Annotated in this window: 10 protein-coding genes; 7 read left to right on the plus strand and 3 right to left on the minus strand. The window is 63.7% G+C overall.

Translation table 11 applies throughout. The annotated features are described in order from the left end of the window. Positions 1–69 precede the first annotated feature (69 nt). The 6 genes from IDT60_RS05830 to sufU all read left to right on the plus strand — a co-directional run bounded on the left by IDT60_RS05830 (position 70) and on the right by sufU (position 9230). Positions 70–654 carry a 50S ribosomal protein L25/general stress protein Ctc gene (locus IDT60_RS05830; RefSeq protein ID WP_164201412.1) on the plus strand — a complete coding sequence of 195 codons (585 nt, stop codon included), beginning with the start codon at positions 70–72 and terminating at the stop codon, positions 652–654. Positions 655–732: 78 nt separating this feature from the next. Then, entirely contained in the window at positions 733–1323 is a 591-nt protein-coding gene (gene pth, locus IDT60_RS05835; protein ID WP_164201410.1) for an aminoacyl-tRNA hydrolase, read from the plus strand. 118 nt (positions 1324–1441) lie between these two features. After that, positions 1442–4180 carry a LuxR family transcriptional regulator gene (locus tag IDT60_RS05840; RefSeq protein ID WP_191081237.1) on the plus strand — a complete coding sequence of 913 codons (2739 nt, stop codon included), beginning with the start codon at positions 1442–1444 and terminating at the stop codon, positions 4178–4180. Between the two features lie 37 nt (positions 4181–4217). Next, a complete protein-coding gene (locus tag IDT60_RS05845) occupies positions 4218–6896 on the plus strand; it encodes a LuxR C-terminal-related transcriptional regulator (protein WP_370590737.1) in 2679 nt (892 codons plus the stop codon). A gap of 536 nt (positions 6897–7432) precedes the next feature. Then, complete coding sequence (locus IDT60_RS05850) at positions 7433–8758, plus strand: cysteine desulfurase (protein WP_191081238.1); 1326 nt, start codon at positions 7433–7435, stop codon at positions 8756–8758. Between the two features lie 22 nt (positions 8759–8780). After that, positions 8781–9230 carry a Fe-S cluster assembly sulfur transfer protein SufU gene (sufU, locus tag IDT60_RS05855; RefSeq protein WP_191081239.1) on the plus strand — a complete coding sequence of 150 codons (450 nt, stop codon included), beginning with the start codon at positions 8781–8783 and terminating at the stop codon, positions 9228–9230. Positions 9231–9309: 79 nt separating this feature from the next. Here the strand turns inward: sufU and IDT60_RS05860 are convergent, their stop codons facing one another. From IDT60_RS05860 to IDT60_RS05870, 3 genes are read right to left on the minus strand one after another with little or no spacing between them, the layout of a single operon-like run. Next, on the minus strand, positions 9310–9531 hold the full coding sequence (locus IDT60_RS05860; protein WP_164201401.1) for an SCO4848 family membrane protein: 222 nt from the start codon (positions 9529–9531) through the stop codon (positions 9310–9312). A 5-nt stretch (positions 9532–9536) separates the two neighbouring features. Then, positions 9537–10034, minus strand: coding sequence for a DUF2505 domain-containing protein (locus IDT60_RS05865; protein WP_164201400.1), 498 nt, complete (start codon positions 10032–10034; stop codon positions 9537–9539). 47 nt (positions 10035–10081) lie between these two features. Continuing rightward, entirely contained in the window at positions 10082–11593 is a 1512-nt protein-coding gene (locus IDT60_RS05870) for an SDR family oxidoreductase (protein ID WP_164201398.1), read from the minus strand. A gap of 230 nt (positions 11594–11823) precedes the next feature. Here IDT60_RS05870 and IDT60_RS05875 point away from each other — a divergent pair, with 230 nt between their 5' ends. Beyond that, positions 11824–16683, plus strand: coding sequence for a peroxidase family protein (locus tag IDT60_RS05875; protein WP_223883900.1), 4860 nt, complete (start codon positions 11824–11826; stop codon positions 16681–16683). Positions 16684–16982 lie beyond the last annotated feature (299 nt).

Consider the following 16982-nt stretch of genomic DNA (forward strand, 5'->3'; position numbering starts at 1 on the left):
CCCGGCGTTGAAGGTCGTACCAGACCTCCGCCCTTGCTGAACACCATTTATTCTTCCGAGGAGATACACATGTCTGAGCAGAAGCTCGCAGCAGAAGTACGCACCGAATTCGGCAAGGGCTTTGCCCGCCGCGCGCGCATGGCCAACCTGATCCCCGCCGTTATCTACGGCCACGGCGCCGAGCCGATCCACATCACCCTTCCGGCCAAGGCCACCACGCTGGCAGTCCGCACCGCCAACGCCCTGCTGTCCCTGGACGTCAACGGCGAAGAGCACCTGGCCCTGGTCAAGGACGTCCAGCGCGACCCCATCAAGCAGATCATCGAGCACATCGACCTGCTGACCGTCATCAAGGGCGAGAAGGTCACCGTGGACATCCCCGTCCACGTTGTTGGCGAGCTTGCTCCGGGCAACGTCTTCAACCAGGAACTGACCGTCATCTCCCTCGAGGCTGAGGCAACCCACCTGCCCACCGCCGTCGAGGTGAACATCGAAGGCCGCACCGCCGGACAGCACATCCACGCTTCCGACCTGGTTCTGCCGAAGGGCGCCACCCTGCTGGCCGACGCCGACGCACTGGTTGTCAACATCTCCGAGGCCACCGAGGTTTCTGACGAAGAGGCCCAGGCTTCCACTGAAGCCGCAGCCGAGTAATACGGCACAGTAGTCTTCGTGGCCGGGCCCTCCTGGGGTCCGGCCACAGCCATGTCCGGACCACCTTAGGATTGAACAATGACTGACACCTGGCTGATCGTTGGGCTCGGAAACCCCGGGGCCGAATACAGGGGCAACAGGCACAACGTCGGCCAGATGGTTCTGGACGAACTCGCGGGCCGCCTGGGCGGGAACTTTAAAATCCACAAAGCCCGGGCCCAGGTCCTCGAGGGGCGGCTGGGGATTGGCGGTCCCCGCGTGGTGCTGGCCAAGCCGCTGACCTACATGAACGTTTCCGGCGGACCGGTGGCCGGCCTGGCAAATTTCTATGGCATCGGACCGGACCACGTGGTGGCTGTCCATGATGAGATCGACATCCCGTTTAACACGGTAAAGCTGAAATGCGGTGGTGGCGAGGGCGGCCATAACGGACTCAGGGACATCTCCAAGGCAATCGGCACGAAGGACTATCTCAGGGTTCGCGTGGGCGTGGGACGCCCGCCGGGCCGGATGGATACAGCGGATTATGTCTTAAAGGATTTTGGCACCGCCGAACGCAAAGACGTCCCGTTTTTGTTGGATGAGGCCGCTGATGCCGTGGAGATGCTGGTCAGGGAGGGGTTGACCGCCACCCAGCAGAAATTCCACCCCGCAAAAACAGACGTGTAGTAATAGGACTAAAAATGCGGTTTCCCTGTTCACCGTTCGTTGCCAAGGGGTAGTCTTCTTCCTAAGCGGGGGAGCGATGGGGCTTGTTCCCGCTTTAGGGGATGTAGGGGATAAGTTCATGTCAATTGAGCCACTCAGCTGGGGACGTGGGTCACCGCGAAACGACCTTGAGCTGCGGACAGAAGCCGGCGGTACGTCCGAGCCGCAGCGCTGGTCCGTGCCTGCCCGCAGCGCCAACCTTGAAGCCGTCCGTAACGCCATGACCAGCCCCGACTCCCTCGGCGTGGTAGTTACCGGCGGACGCGGTGTTGGAAAATCATCCCTGGCACGGACGGCCGTGTCCGAGCTTGGCCCGGATGTCTGGACGCTGCAATTGCGGTGCGGGTCCACAACCGGTGACACCCCGTACGGATGTCTGGCCTTCCTGCTGGCACGCCTTCCCCAGGCCTACATGGGTTCCCCAACCGCCATTCTGCGGGGCATAACTTCGCTGATCCGCAGTGACGCCGCCGGGCGCCAGTGTGTTATCACCCTGGACACCGCCGGCAGCATCGATGACATGAGCGCCGGCGTGCTGCTCAACATCCTCCTCACGGGCACTGCGCGCATCGTTGCCGTGGCGCCCAGGATCAGCGACCTTCCAGCAGACTTCCATTGGCTGCTCACCGATCGCCGCCTGACTGAGGTGAGGCTGGATAACCTCAACGAGCTGCAGACCCGCCAGGTTCTGCTTTCGCTGCTGGGGCACCGCGTCTCCGCCTCCCTCGTCAGCACCTTTCACACCATGGTGGGCGGAAATCCGCTGCTGCTCAAAGCGCTCGTGGCGGAGCAGCAGCAGTCCGGGAACCTTGTCCTGTCGGATTCGGTCTGGACCCTGCGGGACAAAGTAGTGCTTGACGGAGCGGCGAGCCTTGAGGACATCGTGCGGTCACGCTGGTCCCGGCAGTCTCCCCAGGAGCGCGAAGTCATCGAAATGCTGTCCTGCGCACGGAGCGTGGAGCTGTCCAGGCTGACCGCTGTCTACGGTGCCGGCATCATTGCGGACATGGAAGATGCCGGCCTGCTTGAGATCGATGACTCGGAAAACCGTTGGGTGTCACTCCGGGAAATGTACCTCGGCGACGTCGTCCGGTCCTGGCTGAGCATCACCCGGCGCCGGGAACTGCGGAGCCTGCTCCTGGACGGCCAGGTGCAGGACCCCTCCACCATGACCATCGACGAGCTCATGGCCTTCGCCGCCCTGACCCACGAATGCGAGGCCGAGCTGAGTCCGCCCATGGCGCTGGCTGCAGCCGAAGCCGCCGTCCAGGTCTTTGACCCCCGCTTTGCCCTCAAATACGCCGAGTCGCTGAAACGCACTGACCCGGAATGGGTGCCCGGCCAGCGGCAGAAAGCCGCCGCCTACTTGCTGCTGGACCTCCCCGGGCAGGCCATGGCGGCCCTGGATGACATCTCACAGCCACAGCTGGACACCCTGGAGGCCGACGAATACGCCCAGGTCATTGCAGCCAAATCGCAGGTGATGGTTTGGCTCCCCGAACACGCCCACAGGGTGCCGGCACTGCTGCAGACTGCGCGGGAACGGCTTGGCGCCGAGCCAGGCATCGCAAAGGGCTGGCCCGATCCGCTGGCCGTAGCGGCCAACCGGATCAGCCTCTGCGAATTCGAATATCAGGCCTTTGTGGGCGACTACGCCGCCGCCATCCCGGCCTTGGAAGCCGCCGCCGACCCCGCGCAGAACCCCGATACCTGGTTCCGGATGAACTCAGCCCTGATCCTTATGAGCGCCCTCTCCATGACGGGCCGCGAAATGGACGCCCTGAGCCTGATGCGGCAGCTGGGCGGGCAGATTTCCGACGCCGGCGAGATTGTGGGCCTGCGGGAAAAGTTCACCGGAAGGGCATTCAACGTCCTCCTGACCGCCGGGCAGTGGCGCCGCTGCATCGATCTCCTGAGTCCTCCTCCGGGGCGTGACATCCACCAGCTTCCCTACCGGAGTGCCGCCGCTGAACTGGCAGCGGGCATCGCCTACGCGTACGCCGGGAGGGGTGCGGTAGCACTTGATTCACTGCTTTCAGCCGCAGCCCAGCTGGAGCTGAGGCCGGCCCAGGGCATCCGCCGGGCAGCCTACGCAGCGGTTGCCTTCGCGTATGCCCAGATTGGCAACGCCGGGCAGTCCCGGAAATACCTGGACAAGTTGCAGCGGACCGGGGGCGCCGCAGATCATGCCACGCAAAACATCACGGAGTTCTGCGCTGACATGGCCGGCCGGTGGCTCGGCGACGTCGATGCGGTCACCCGGTTGAAGGAGTCGGCGCGGCGCGACATCGCGGCCGGCAGGTACACGCTTGCCTGGATCAGCCTGCTTGGAGCAACAGTCCACGGTACGGAAGCTGACTTCCGCCTGCTCGAAGAAGTGGCCGGCCACCGCCAAGGCCCTCTAGCGGAAATCTCGCGGCTCATTGCCATCGGGAGCAGGACCCGGGATGCCAAAATTCTTCTCGCCGGCGGAGAGCTTGCCGCCACACTTGAGCTGGACGCCGTTGAGGCCCGCTGCATGGCACTTGCCGTTGACTCCGCACGCCAGGCCGGAGACCCGGCCTCAGCCAGGACCGCCCAGGCCCGGCTTGACGTCCTTGCAGCCACCGTGGCCAGCCTGCCAATCGTGCCGAGCAGCGGCAGCCCCCTCCTGACGAGCAGGGAGCGGCAGATCGCGCGGCTGGCCGGCCGTGGCGCGTCCAACCGCGATATTGCGCTGGACATGGGCGTTTCCGTCCGCACTGTGGAGGGCCACCTTTACCAGGTCTTCACAAAACTGGGAGTAACCTCCAGGGGTGATCTGACTGGACTCGTCTAACGGATACTCACCGAAACCCGGAACCGCACACCGTCCGCTGACAGGCCGTCGGCAGCCGCTGGACCGGATCTGCAACATCATCCGGACCCGCACCAGCCAGGCCGTGTTCCTGATGGCGGGCCCGGGCATTGGCAAGAGCACCCTGATCGAGGCCATTACCGAGCGTCTGTCCGCCGAGATGATCGTTGTCCAGATCCACGGAAGCTCGGCGCTGTCGCGCGTTCCCTTCGGTATCCTGGCGCCCTACACGGCGGAGTTGACCGCAGAAGACTCGGTGTCACCCGTGGCTGTCCTGAGGTCGGTCTGGAGCTACTTCGAGAAGCTCAAAGCAGGCAAAAACACCCCTCTGCTGCTCATGATGGATGACGCCCACCATCTGGATGAGGCGACCGCCGGAATCGTGGCAGACATGATTTCCGCGGGCTGGGCCAGTGTGGTCGCAGCAGGCAGGCCGCGGCCCGGGCTGCCGCAGGCCCTCGCACAGCTCTGGTACGACGGCCTGGCCGATCGCGTGGATCTGCGTCCTCTGAACCGGGAACAGATTGAGGAAGTCCTCGCCCATGCCCTGGACGGCACCGTTCCGGCCGGAACCGTTGACACCATCTGGAACGCTTCCGGGGGTAACCCGCGAATTCTCGATGCCCTGCTCCACGACGCCGCCGAGGGCGGCCAGCTCGCAAAGCGGAACGGAATCTGGATGCTGCTGGGGCCCTTGCCGGCCGATGGGCCCAGGCTCTCCAACGTTGTGGTGAAGGACATGCTTCGCCGCACCCCGGAGGAACAGGAGGCCCTGAAGCTGATTTCCCTTGCCGGGCCGGTGAGCCGCAAGGTCATTGAGGACATCAGCGGTGCAGAAGTTGTGCGGTCCCTGCTGGACCAGCAAATGGTAGTGGAGAGCCAGGGCAGCCCCGCTGATCTTCGGATTTGGAATGCCCTGTTCGGTGATGCCCTCCGGCTGACCATCTCGGTGTCGCGGAGCCTGCAGCTCCGGGAAAGGATCCAAGGGCACCTGGGCAGTTCACCCACCGGTTCCGAGGGCAAGCTGAGGGCTGTTGAATGGGCGCTCGAATGCGGGCTGAAGACACCCGAGCCCGAGCTCCTCGAGGCAGCACACACTGCCCTCGACCACTTCAGGAGCCGGAGCAGCCGGACCATGGCAGCCAAAGTAGTGAGCCCTGCCCTCGTGCCGCAGGCGCACGCCATCCATGCGAGGGCTCTCTACAATGAAGGCGACTTCACCGGCGCGGCAAAGCTCCTTGATGGCTGCTGGCTGGAACTGGGAAGCGGCGCCGGGGCCGCACCTGTCCTGATGCTCAGGGCTCTGGCCCACCAGGCCCTGGGAACACCGCTGGCAGTGTTCGCAGCCGAGTCCCGGGAATCGCTCGGCGGCTTTGGTGCCAAAGACTGTGCTGAAACCCGGAACGACGATGCTCCCCAGGATGACTCCGATGCTGATGCCCGCCCCGGCACGGCCTGGCAGGAGCAGCTGCTGCGCCTCCTGGAGCTCGGGGAAGCCGGTAACTGCGAAGGTTTGGATCGTGAGGTGCAGGACCTCCGGATCCGGACTCCCGGGAGCACCACTGATGACGCACTGCGGGCGGTCGGGGGTGCCTTGCTGGCTCAGTCCCTCGCTGCGTCCGGGCGGGCCGTCCAAGGCCTGGATGCCGCGCTGAAGGCAGCCGCGGAGCTTCCGGCTCTGGAAGGTGGAGTCTTCTTTTTCAACGAATACGTGCTGGGCCGCCTGGTTGCCGGCCACCTAGCCACGGGGGACTGGGAATCAGCGGAACGGGAACTGGCGGACTACGCTACAGAACACCCGAGGGCCGCAGCTGCCTTTGGCGGCAGCCTTGAGGTTCTCCGCGGCTATTCACTGCTGCGCCAGGGGCGGATAGAACGGGCCTATCAAACATTGCTGCCGGCCGTGGAGACGCTCAGGCTCAGCGATCCACTGCAGTTTTTCCGTTTTGGCTCCTCGCTGGCATTTTATGTGGCCTCTAGGCTGGGCGATGCCGCCCAGTCCAGCCGGCTTGAGCTGGACTACAAGGATGCGGCCCAGGGTTCGGCGGTCCAGGAGCTCCTGGCCACGGCCTATGCGGCCGCGGGGTCGGAATACGTCGCCCGTGACGGGAAAGGCCTGGCAGCCCTCCACACCCTGGCAACCATCCCGGAGGTATCTGCCAGGTCGGGCACGCTCCTGGAACTTTTGTCCCTCTGCTGGGACTTGGGCGATCATTCCGTCATCCCCCTCGTTCACTCCCTGGCCGGGAACGTCGAAGGCCGGTGGGCGGCGGCCATGCTCACTCTGGCGGAGCACTGGGAGTCCGGGGACGCTGATTCCCTCATGGAGACGGCAGCAAAGCTGGAAACCGAGGGATTCGTCAACGTGGCACGGGAAGCCTACGCGCGGGCCAGCTCTGTCCTGGAGAGCGCCGGCGAACGCCGTCGTTCCCGCCAGGCAGTCGCCCTGCGGGAGAAATGCGACCATGAACTGGGGGAGCGGTTCCGCGAGGGCCGGTTCATCGCCGCAGCACCCACGGTGCACCTCACCCGGCGTGAACAGGACATTGTGGAACTGGCTGTCCAGGGCCTCACCGACCGGGAGATCGCCCAGCGGCTGATGGTATCCGTGCGGACGGTGGAGGGCCATTTGTACCGTACCTACGTGAAGCTCGGGGTGCGGAGCAGGGACGAGCTGTCCACTGCCCTGGCCCACTAGCCAGCCTCCAGCTCATCCTGAGCGGCAGGGCTGACGGTACCCTTGCCATTTCCTGCGCAGTGCTGCCCCGGAACGGCGCAGTACCGCCCCACAACGCCTCTTGACGGCGCCATGCCCTTCTGCCGCCCAGGCCTTGGCCGGCCTGACCCCAGGGGGAGGCGACCGGGATACGCGTATCACTTCGGGCGTACCCCGTAGTCGGGCCGTCGAAGTAGAGTACTGCCTACTCGTGCCGCCGGTGTCCGCATGGGATTAACTTGAAGAGGCAGAAAGAAGCGGCCGCAAAGGTCCGCTAACCCAGCCAAACAGACTTTCCAGGTCTTGTCTCACTAGTGATTTTCCGGCCCGTGGGCCGGAACGAGACTGGGCCGGCGACGTCAGAGTCTTCTGAGACCGAGGCTCTCCCCCCAGCCGTCGCCGGCCCTCCTATCCGCGGGTGAAGCCCGGAGCAACTGTGGCGGACGCCCCCGGCGGCCGCCACAGAGGTGTTGTGGGACAATTGAATGTCAATCTGTTGGCATCTCAAGGAGTTCACTTTGGCCTTAGTTTCAACGCCCGCCACGCTGGAACGTGCCGTTCCTGCCATGGACAACGCCGAGGTTCTCCGAATCAGGAATGATTTCCCCATACTCAACCAGCTGGTGAACGGGCAACCGCTGGTGTATCTGGATTCGGGCGCCACATCCCAGAATCCGCTCAGCGTCATCGAGGCCGAGCAGGAGTTCTACGAACAGCGCAACGCCGCCGTGCACCGCGGCGCACACCACCTTGCCGTGGAGGCCACCGAGGTCTTCGAAGATGCCCGCCAGACCGTCGCGGACTTCATCGGCGCGGACTATGAAGAGACGGTGTGGACGTCCAACGCCACCGAAGGCCTGAACCTTGTCAGCTACGCGCTGTCCAATGCCACGCTGTGGGCTGCCCAAGGGCGCGGTGACAACCGGCTGAAGGAACTCGCCGTTGGACCGGGGGACCAGATTGTGGTCACCGAAATGGAGCACCACGCCAACCTCATCCCGTGGCAGGAACTGGCTTTCCGCACCGGGGCAACTTTGCGTTATATCCCCATCGACGACGCCGGATCGCTTCGGCTGGACATGGCCGCTGAAATCCTCGGGAGCAGGACCAAGGTGCTGGCCTTCACGCACGCGTCCAATGTCCTGGGCACCATCAACCCTGTGAAAGAACTGGTGGCCCTAGGGCGGGCGGCGGGAGCGCTGGTGGTCCTGGACGCCTGCCAGAGTGCGCCCCACCTGCCCCTGAACGTCAAGGAACTCGACGTCGACTTCGCCGTGTTCTCCGGCCACAAGATGCTGGCGCCCACCGGAATCGGTGTGCTGTACGGCAAGCAGGCCCTCCTGGATACGCTGCCGCCTTTTCTGACCGGCGGATCCATGATCACCACCGTCACAATGGAACGGGCAGAATACCTGCCCGCGCCGCAGCGCTTCGAGGCCGGCACCCAGCGCATCTCCCAGGCAGTCGCCCTGGCCTCGGCTGCGAGCTACCTCACCGAAACCGGCCTGGCCCGGGTTCACCGCTGGGAATCAGAACTGGGCCAGCGCATGGTGGCCGGGCTGGAGGCCATTCCGGGAATCCGCGTTCTGGGGCCGGCGGCAGGCCAGGACAGGATTGGCCTTGCCGCGTTCGACGTCGACGGTGTGCACGCGCACGACGTCGGGCAGTTCCTGGATTCTCGCGGAATCGCCGTCCGGGTGGGGCACCACTGCGCCCAACCGCTTCACCGCCGCCTGGGCCTGACGGCCACTACCAGGGCGAGCGCTTACCTGTACAACACTACCGACGACGTCGACGCCTTCCTCGAAGCAGTCGCCGGCGTCCGTTCCTACTTCCGCGTCTGACGCGGGCACCGAAGGTATACACATGAGCCTTGACCAGCTGTATCAGCAGATCATTCTTGACCACTCCAAAGCCCGGCACGGCAGTGGCCTGGCCGGCATCGACGCCCCGGCAGGGGCGTCCACTGGCCAGTCACACCAGCTGAACCCTGTCTGCGGGGACGAAGTCACCCTCCGGGTAGCCGTGGAAGACGGTAAAGTGGCGCAGATTTCCTGGGACGGAGCGGGGTGTTCCATCTCAATGGCCTCGGCCTCGGTCCTCAGTGAACTCGGTGAGGGGCTGACCGTGGACGAACTCCACGCGATCATTGGCAATTTCCGCGAAGTATTGCGCTCGCGCGGGAAGATCCATGCTGATCCCGAGATCCTGGGTGACGCTGCCGCGTTCGAGGGTGTGGCGCGCTATGCGGCACGCGTGAAATGCGCCATGATCTCGTGGGTAGCGGCCGAGGACGCGCTCAACCAGGCGGCTTAGCCCGGCACTCATCAGCCAGGCAGCTTAAACAGACAGGCGCCTCCTCTGCCAGCGGCAGGGGAGGCGCCCGCGTTAAGCCCTAGCCCAGCAGGCCTAGAACGCCGATCACCGCGGTGGCAGCCCCCAGCACCATGGAGATGCTGACGAGGACGACGTGGACCGTAAGGAACTTTGTGGCTTTGCCGTGGGAATCGCGCGCCCGGGGATCTTTCATGACCCGGCGCAGGAACTGCGGCCAGACCACCAGCGACCAGACGCCGGCGATGATCAGCAGTAAGGCTGCGAAGAGGGGAAGCTGCATCGGGCTCAGTGGCTTTCGAGCCAGGCCTGGGCCCGCTGCGACTGGATGTTCAGGGCCTTGGCCACCATGGGCTCGGCCGCCTCGGCGATCTTGCTGCCCAGGAACGGCACGGAGGAGGTCACATTCCCTTCAAGCTCTACCCGGGTGCTGCCGCCCTCGGCAACGAGCCGCTGGACTGCGGTTACGTCGAGGGGAGCGCCGGCTATTTTCAGCGTGATGTTGCTCTGCCGGGATCCGTCCGCGGCCGGGGCATCCCAGTTTTCAACCTGGGTCACCGTGAGGTTCTCGCCTACGAACTTGCGGGCGATCTCCGGCAGGCGGGAGGTGGGGAGGGTGCGGACCGAGGTGGTGCTGAAGGCGCCGGCAATGTCGCCGTCAACGGCGAAGGACTCCAGCGTGCCGCCAACGTATTCGCTGGTGTGCCGCTGGAAGTCCTCGTTAATAAAGACAGCAGCGACGCTGTCGACGGCATGCGGAAGGGTGGTGGTTGCACTCAGTGCCATGGATCCTCCAGTGATACGGGGTCAGTACGCTTTTTGCTCCCCACATCCTACGGGGAGCCCGGCGTGATTCCAGAACCGGCCTCCGCACGCTCGGCTTCTACCAACTTCTGCGCGGCAGTTGTGATGTTGCGTGCCATCGCCGGAAAAATGAGGCTGTGGAAGGGCAGGACAGCGAGCCAGTAGAGCCTGCCGCTGAGTCCTTTGGGGAAGAAGATGGCACGCTGCCGGTAGCGGCTCCCGCCGCCGTCGGGCTCCACGGACAGCTCAAGCCACGCCCGTCCGGGCGCACGCATCTCGGCCCGCAGGCGGAGCAGTTTCCCGCGGTCAATCCGCTCAACGCGCCACCAGTCCACCACCTCGCCGGAAACGAGGCTGCCGGGGTGCCGCCGGCCCCGCAGGAGCCCTGCGCCCCCGGTGAGTTTGTCCAGCCAGCCACGGACCTGCCAGGCCAGGGGCAGGGAGTACCAGCCGTTCCGGCCCCCGATTCCCTCGATGATCTTCCAGACGTGCGCGGGATCAACGTCCCCGTGGAACGTCCGCTCATCCACGAAGACCTTGTGCCCTGACCAGTCCGGATCGCTGGGCAGCGGATCGGCATCGGCGCCGGCATTGGCCCACGTGGTTTCCACCTGGCCGTCGCGTTCCTTGCCCAGTGCCAGAGCAACGGCCCGGCGGTACGGTGTCAGGCCGCCCTCAGGTGCGGGAATGACGGAGTCGATATCGTGCTCCCGGGACACGGCGTCGTGCTGCAATGACTGCACCAGCGGAAGCGACATGGACAGGGGAATCGGAGTCGTGAGGGCCACCCACAAGCCTGCGAGTTTCGGCGCAGGAACCGGCAGCGCGAGCACCACCCGGTACGGCAGACCGGCTTCGGCGGCGTACTCCTTCATCATGCCGGCATAGCTGAGGACCTGGCGGCAGCCGATGTCGAACGTGCGGTTGATGGGCCCTGTCAGGGACGCGGCTCCCACCAGGTAGTGCAGCACATCCCGGACCGCAATGGCTTCAATTTTGTTCCGCACCCAGCTCGGGGCCGGCATCAGGGGAAGGGTTTCGGAGAGGTGCCGGATCATTTCGAAGGACGCGGAGCCGGAACCGATCACCACCCCGGCCTGGAAAACTATCGCGTCAACCGGGCTGTCCAGAAACACCTTGCCCACAGCTTCCCGGGACCGCATGTGCGTGGACAGTTCCACGTTGGACGGATGCAGGCCGCCCAGGTAGACGATCCTGTCCACGCCTGCCTCGGCTGCAGCCTTCGCGGCCGTCTCCGCCATCGCTTTTTCCTTGGCCTCAAACCCTGACCCTGCGGCCATGGAATGGACGAGGTAGTAGAGCACATCCACGCCCTCCAGCGCATCGCGGAGGGCGGCGCCGTCGTCGAGGCCGCTCTGGACCACCTCCACCTGGTCCAGCCATGGCACGCCGGAGATCTTGGCCGGCGTCCGGACCAGCACCTTTACGGTGTGCCCTGCCTCAAGCAGCCGTGGAACCAGACGGCCACCGATGTAGCCGGTGGCGCCGGTCACCAGGACGGTCCTGCGGATGCCGTTCATGTTGATCTCCTCGGAAGCTGGTTCAAGGCGGAATTGCTAAGCCAGCGTAGCAATTTCAACTGGGAGGGCCAGGCGTTGAAGTCGGCGGCCCAAGTTTTTCCAAAGGCCGTTCCTCGAAGCTGGGCGCATCCAGTAAGCAAGCTGAGCGACCACGATGAGGGGGAAGCCGGTGGGTATTCGATGGAGGAAAGATCATGGCACAACATCGCAAGTCTCGAAAGGGGGGCAGCATGCCGGGTTCAAAGGCTTCAGTTACGGCAGTGACGCGTAAAGTCACCGCGAGTGCGTTAGCTTTCATCATCGGGGCGGGGGTCATACCCTCCGTGCTGGCGCCCGCTGTTTACGCCGCTCCGACCGGTCAGGGCTTTACGCTGAACGCCGGCGATATGCGGTTCATCCTCAAGCAGATCAAGATTGCAGAAAACCACGCCACTAAGGAGAACGCGCAAGGTCAGGATGTTCCGGGCCAGCCGCTCGTCGGGCCTGGCGCGAATCAGATAGCCAACCCGCTCCTGCCATACGGCCTTCGAACGGTAGACGGGACTGAGAATAACCTCATCGCCGGTCAGGAGGACTATGGCTCCGCGAGCCGGGAATTCCCCCGGCTGGCAGAGCCGCAGTGGCGCACCACGCCTGACGGCCAAAGCTACGAATCCGTCAACACCAGCGTCACTGACAACGGTCCGCGGTTTGTGAGCAACGCGATCGTCGACCAGACCATCACTAACCCGGCTGCAGTAGCAGCAGCCGGCAAGGCCCACCGGACAGTTAATGACGGTCCCACCGCTGTACCGTGCGAAAGCGAGGGCGTGCCGGAGAACTGCGTTCCGGAAGGTGAGACCCTTGATATCCCCAACGTCACTACCGACTTCGGCCTGTCGCCGCCCTACAACGGCATGTTTGCGCTATTCGGTCAGTTCTTCGACCACGGTGTCGACTTCACCAAGAAGACCAGCAACTACGTCATGATGCCGCTGTCCGAAGATGACCCCCTTTTTGTTCAGGGTGGCCGGACCAACTTCATGCTGCTCAGCCGTGCGGAAAACCAGCCCGGTCCCGACGGCATCCTAGGTACCGTCGACGACGTGCAAAACGCAACCAACACCGACTCACCATGGGTGGACCAGAGCCAGACCTACTCGTCACATTCGTCGCACCAGGTGTTCCTGCGCGAATATTCCCTGAATGAAGCCGGCGATCCCGTTGCAACGGGCGAGCTCCTCGAAGGCGGACCGGGAGGAATGGCCACCTGGGCCGACGTCAAGCAGCAGGCAAGGACACTGCTTGGTCTGGAGCTGTCCGATTACGACATTGCCGATATTCCCAAGCTGGCGACGGACCAGTACGGCCGCTTCCTGCGTGGCCCGAGCGGCCTGCCACAGTATGAAACCGCCAGCGGTCGCGTTGAAGGCAACCTGCAGGCACCCGTGGCGCCGCCGGCCGATGTGGAACGGATTGGCATCGCATTCCTGGACGACATCGCCCACAACGCGGCTCCGTTCAATTCGCAGACCGGCCGGCCTCTGCCGGCAGACACAGACAAACTTGCTAACCCGGTAGCCCAGCCGCTCACAGAGCCCGGGGTCTACGACAATGAGACGCTGGAAGCGCACTTTGTTGCCGGTGATGGACGAGTCAACGAAAACATCGGCCTTACTGCTATCCACCAGATCTTCCATTCAGAGCACAACCGGCTGGTGGACTACATGCAGACTCTTGTTACGTCGGAGAATATCGACGTCAACGAGTGGAAGCTTCCGAACGGGCAGTGGAACGGTGAGAGGCTGTTCCAGGCTGCACGCTACGTGACCGAGATGCAATACCAACACATTGTGTTCGAGGACTTCGCCCGCAAGATCCAGCCCGGCATCAACGCGTTCAACCCCTTCACCCAGTCGGACACGGCGATTGACCCGGCCATTATGGCGGAATTTGCACATGCCACATACCGGTTCGGCCACTCTATGCTGACTGAAACTGTTGACCGGAAGACGAACAATGGCACGGACATTGGGATGCCACTGCTAGATGCCTTCCTGAATCCGGCAGCCTACTACTCAAGTCCAACTGGCCCCTTGACCCCGGAGGCGGCGGCCGGTGCCATCGCCATGGGCATGACGGACCAGGTCGGTGCCGAACTCGACGAGTTCGTCACCGATACGTTGCGCAATAACGTCCTGGGCCTGCCGCTGGACCTCGCCTCACTGAACATTGCCCGCGGCAGGGAAACCGGCGTCCCGTCACTGAATAACTTCCGTACGCAGCTGTACGCATCCACCGGTGAATCTTCCCTGAAGCCTTACACGAGCTGGGTCGACTTCGGGCAGAACCTGAAGCACCCGGATTCCGTGGTGAACTTCATGGCTGCCTACGGCGAGCACGACACGATCAAGGCGGCAGCCTCCATTGCGGACAAGCGCATCGCTGCTCAGCGGTTGTTCGACATGGACACCAAGGACGCGGCCACACCGGCAGACGCCTATGACTTCGTCAACGCCACGGGAACGTGGGCGGGCACTGCCACCGGCCTTGACAGTGTTGACCTGTGGGTCGGAGGCCTGGCCGAATACCAGAACCTGTTTGGCGGCTTGCTCGGCTCGACCTTCAACTACATCTTCGAGCGCCAGATGACGGACCTGCAGGACGGGGACAGGCTTTACTATCTGTCACGCACTTCCGGCCTGAACCTGCGTACGCAGCTGGAAGGTAACTCCATGGCCGAACTCATCATGCGCAACACGGACGCCGCAGCGCTCAAAGCAGACGTCTTCGGCGTGGCGGACTGTGAGTTTGAGATCGGCAGGATTTCCGCCAGCACCGGTAACTCCGTGGCTGACGACTTGCTCTCCGCCTGCGACGAGTCCGCGCTCCTGATGAGGATGTCCGATGGCACCATCCGATACCGCCTCACCAACTCGGTGGACCGGCCGGGTCTTAACGCCCAATCCACGTTCAACGGAACGGAATTGGGGGACCGGATCTGGGGCGGCATCGACAACGATACGTTCTGGGGCAACGGTGGCAGCGACATCATCGAAGGCAACGACGGCGCCGACACGGTTCTGGGCGGCGACGGCAACGACCGCATCACCGACTCACATGGTGACGACGTCCTCAAGGGCGGCAACGGAAACGATGCCATCGACGCCGGGCCGGGACTGGACATCATCATGTCCGGTGAAGGCCATGACTTCTCCAATGGCGGCCTGAACGGCAATGAGACCTTCGCTGGAGAGGGTAATGACCTTGTCATCGCCGGCGACGGCCCCGACACTGTGTTCGGCGGTGGCGGCGATGACTGGCAGGAAGGCGGAAACGCCAACGATCTGCTGCAGGGCGACAGTGGAGCACCGTTCTTCGACGATATTAATGCTCCGGGCCATGACGTCCTGATCGGTGATTCGGGTGAGGACGATTATGACGCCGAGGGCGGCGACGACGTGATGGTTGCCGGGCCGGGCATCGAACGCAACCACGGCGTCTTCGGCTTTGACTGGGTCACGCACGCCCGCTCGGTCGAAAGGGCCGATGCGGACATGCGCCAAATCATCGTGGACGGGCCCAACGCCCTCAAGGACCGCTTCCTCCTGGTTGAAGCACTCTCGGGCTGGGACAAGGACGACGTGCTCCGGGGCGACGACGAAGTGCCGTCCGAACCGAACGGGGAAGTCAACGTCCCTGGCCTGACAAATGAACTGGATGCCGCCGGAATTGCGCGCATCAGGGGCCTGGCCGACCTCCTTCCTTCCGGAGCCACCAGCTTCGGTGCAGGCAACATCATCATCGGCGGTTCAGGCAGTGACGAGATTTGGGGCAATGGCGCCGACGACATCATCGACGGCGACAAGTGGCTCAATGTCCGTCTTAGCGTCCTTGATGCAGCGGGTCAGCAGATCAGGACAGCAACATCCCTGACGGAGATCCAGGCAGACATCATGGCTGGCAAAATCGACCCTGGCAACGTGGTGATCGTTCGGGAAATCCTCTCCACACCGGGCGCTTCCGACGTCGATACTGCTGTCTTCTCCGGAGCGCGGACCGAGTACGACATCACCACTGTCAACGGGGTGACCACCGTGGTGCATGCCCGCGGTTCAGGTGACGACGGTACGGACCGGATCACCAACGTCGAACGGTTGCGGTTCACCGACCAGACTGTGAACGTTGTGCCCGTCGAAGTTCAGGCTCCGCTGGCTCCGGCCATCGGGACGGCTGAAGCCGGTGACACCACCGCCACAGTGCGCTTCTCGGCTACTGCCGGTGAGTTCGCTGCCGACACATTTACCATCCTGGTCCGTGAGGGGGAGACGGTTGTCCGAACGATCGCGGATATCGCGTCGACGCAGTCCAGCCTCACGGTGACAGGCCTGACCAATGGTACGGCCTACAATTTCCAGGTGATTGCGGTCAATGCCGGCGGTCAAAGCCCTGCTTCGGCCGCATCCAACGCGGTGACGCCAACGGCATCTGTGGTTGTTCCTCCCGAATTCGTTCCGCCTGCGGTCTCGCCGTTTGCGGACGTGGCCACAGACCACACCTTCTACAAGCAGATTGCGTGGCTGTGGGACCAGAAAATCTCGCAGGGATGGAGTGAAAACGGAGTCGTGACCTTCCGTCCTGCAGAGCAGATCAACCGGGACCAGATGGCGGCGTTCCTCTACCGGATGAGCGGCACGACCGACGCCCAGTACACGCCGCCTGCGGTCTCGCCGTTCGCAGACGTGTCAACGGACCACACCTTCTACAGGCAGATTGCATGGCTGTGGGACAAGGAAATCTCCCGGGGATGGGTCGAGGGCAACCAGGTGACCTTCCGTCCTGCAGAGCAGATCAACCGGGACCAGATGGCGGCGTTCCTCTACCGGATGAGCGGCACCACCGACGCCCAGTACACGCCGCCTGCGGTCTCGCCGTTCGCGGACGTGTCCACGGACCACACCTTCTACAGGCAGATTTCGTGGCTGAGGGCACAGGGCATCTCCGAAGGATGGGTTGAGAACGGAGTGCGGACCTTCCGTCCCGCAGAACAGATCAACCGTGACCAGATGGCAGCCTTCCTTTACCGGATGAGCAACCCTACGGCAGGCTGATAAACAGCAGGCACAGGCAGGCCCCGGAGAAATCCGGGGCCTGCCTTTTGCCGCTTTCACCCACTTTTTGTACTTAGCGGGCTACTTACCTGCCATCGGTGATAGGCGGCAACGGTACTTGTTCGGAGCAATAAGTACCTGCCGGGGCTGCGGGCGGGTTACGGGTGCTCAGGGACCGTCTACGCGTCTTTGGCTCCTCGGCAAAAACAGGTACTGGCGAACCTTGTTGGCCACATCTCCCCGTGTCACGGTGGTTCTGAAAAGCCGGAACCAGCAGCACGCACTTCTGCTCTTCCGAC

The organism is Pseudarthrobacter sp. BIM B-2242, assembly GCF_014764445.1.
Lineage (GTDB): Bacteria > Actinomycetota > Actinomycetes > Actinomycetales > Micrococcaceae > Arthrobacter > Arthrobacter luteus_A.

Excerpts from the sequence above, each read along its gene's own strand:
- IDT60_RS05830 (WP_164201412.1), top strand. The coding sequence starts at position 70 with ATGTCTGAGCAGAAGCTCGCAGCAGAAGTACGCACCGAATTCGGCAAG.
- pth (WP_164201410.1), top strand. The coding sequence starts at position 733 with ATGACTGACACCTGGCTGATCGTTGGGCTCGGAAACCCCGGGGCCGAA.
- IDT60_RS05840 (WP_191081237.1), top strand. The coding sequence starts at position 1,442 with ATGTCAATTGAGCCACTCAGCTGGGGACGTGGGTCACCGCGAAACGAC.
- sufU (WP_191081239.1), top strand. The coding sequence starts at position 8,781 with ATGAGCCTTGACCAGCTGTATCAGCAGATCATTCTTGACCACTCCAAA.
- IDT60_RS05860 (WP_164201401.1), bottom strand. The coding sequence starts at position 9,531 with ATGCAGCTTCCCCTCTTCGCAGCCTTACTGCTGATCATCGCCGGCGTC.
- IDT60_RS05865 (WP_164201400.1), bottom strand. The coding sequence starts at position 10,034 with ATGGCACTGAGTGCAACCACCACCCTTCCGCATGCCGTCGACAGCGTC.
- IDT60_RS05870 (WP_164201398.1), bottom strand. The coding sequence starts at position 11,593 with ATGAACGGCATCCGCAGGACCGTCCTGGTGACCGGCGCCACCGGCTAC.
- IDT60_RS05875 (WP_223883900.1), top strand. The coding sequence starts at position 11,824 with ATGCCGGGTTCAAAGGCTTCAGTTACGGCAGTGACGCGTAAAGTCACC.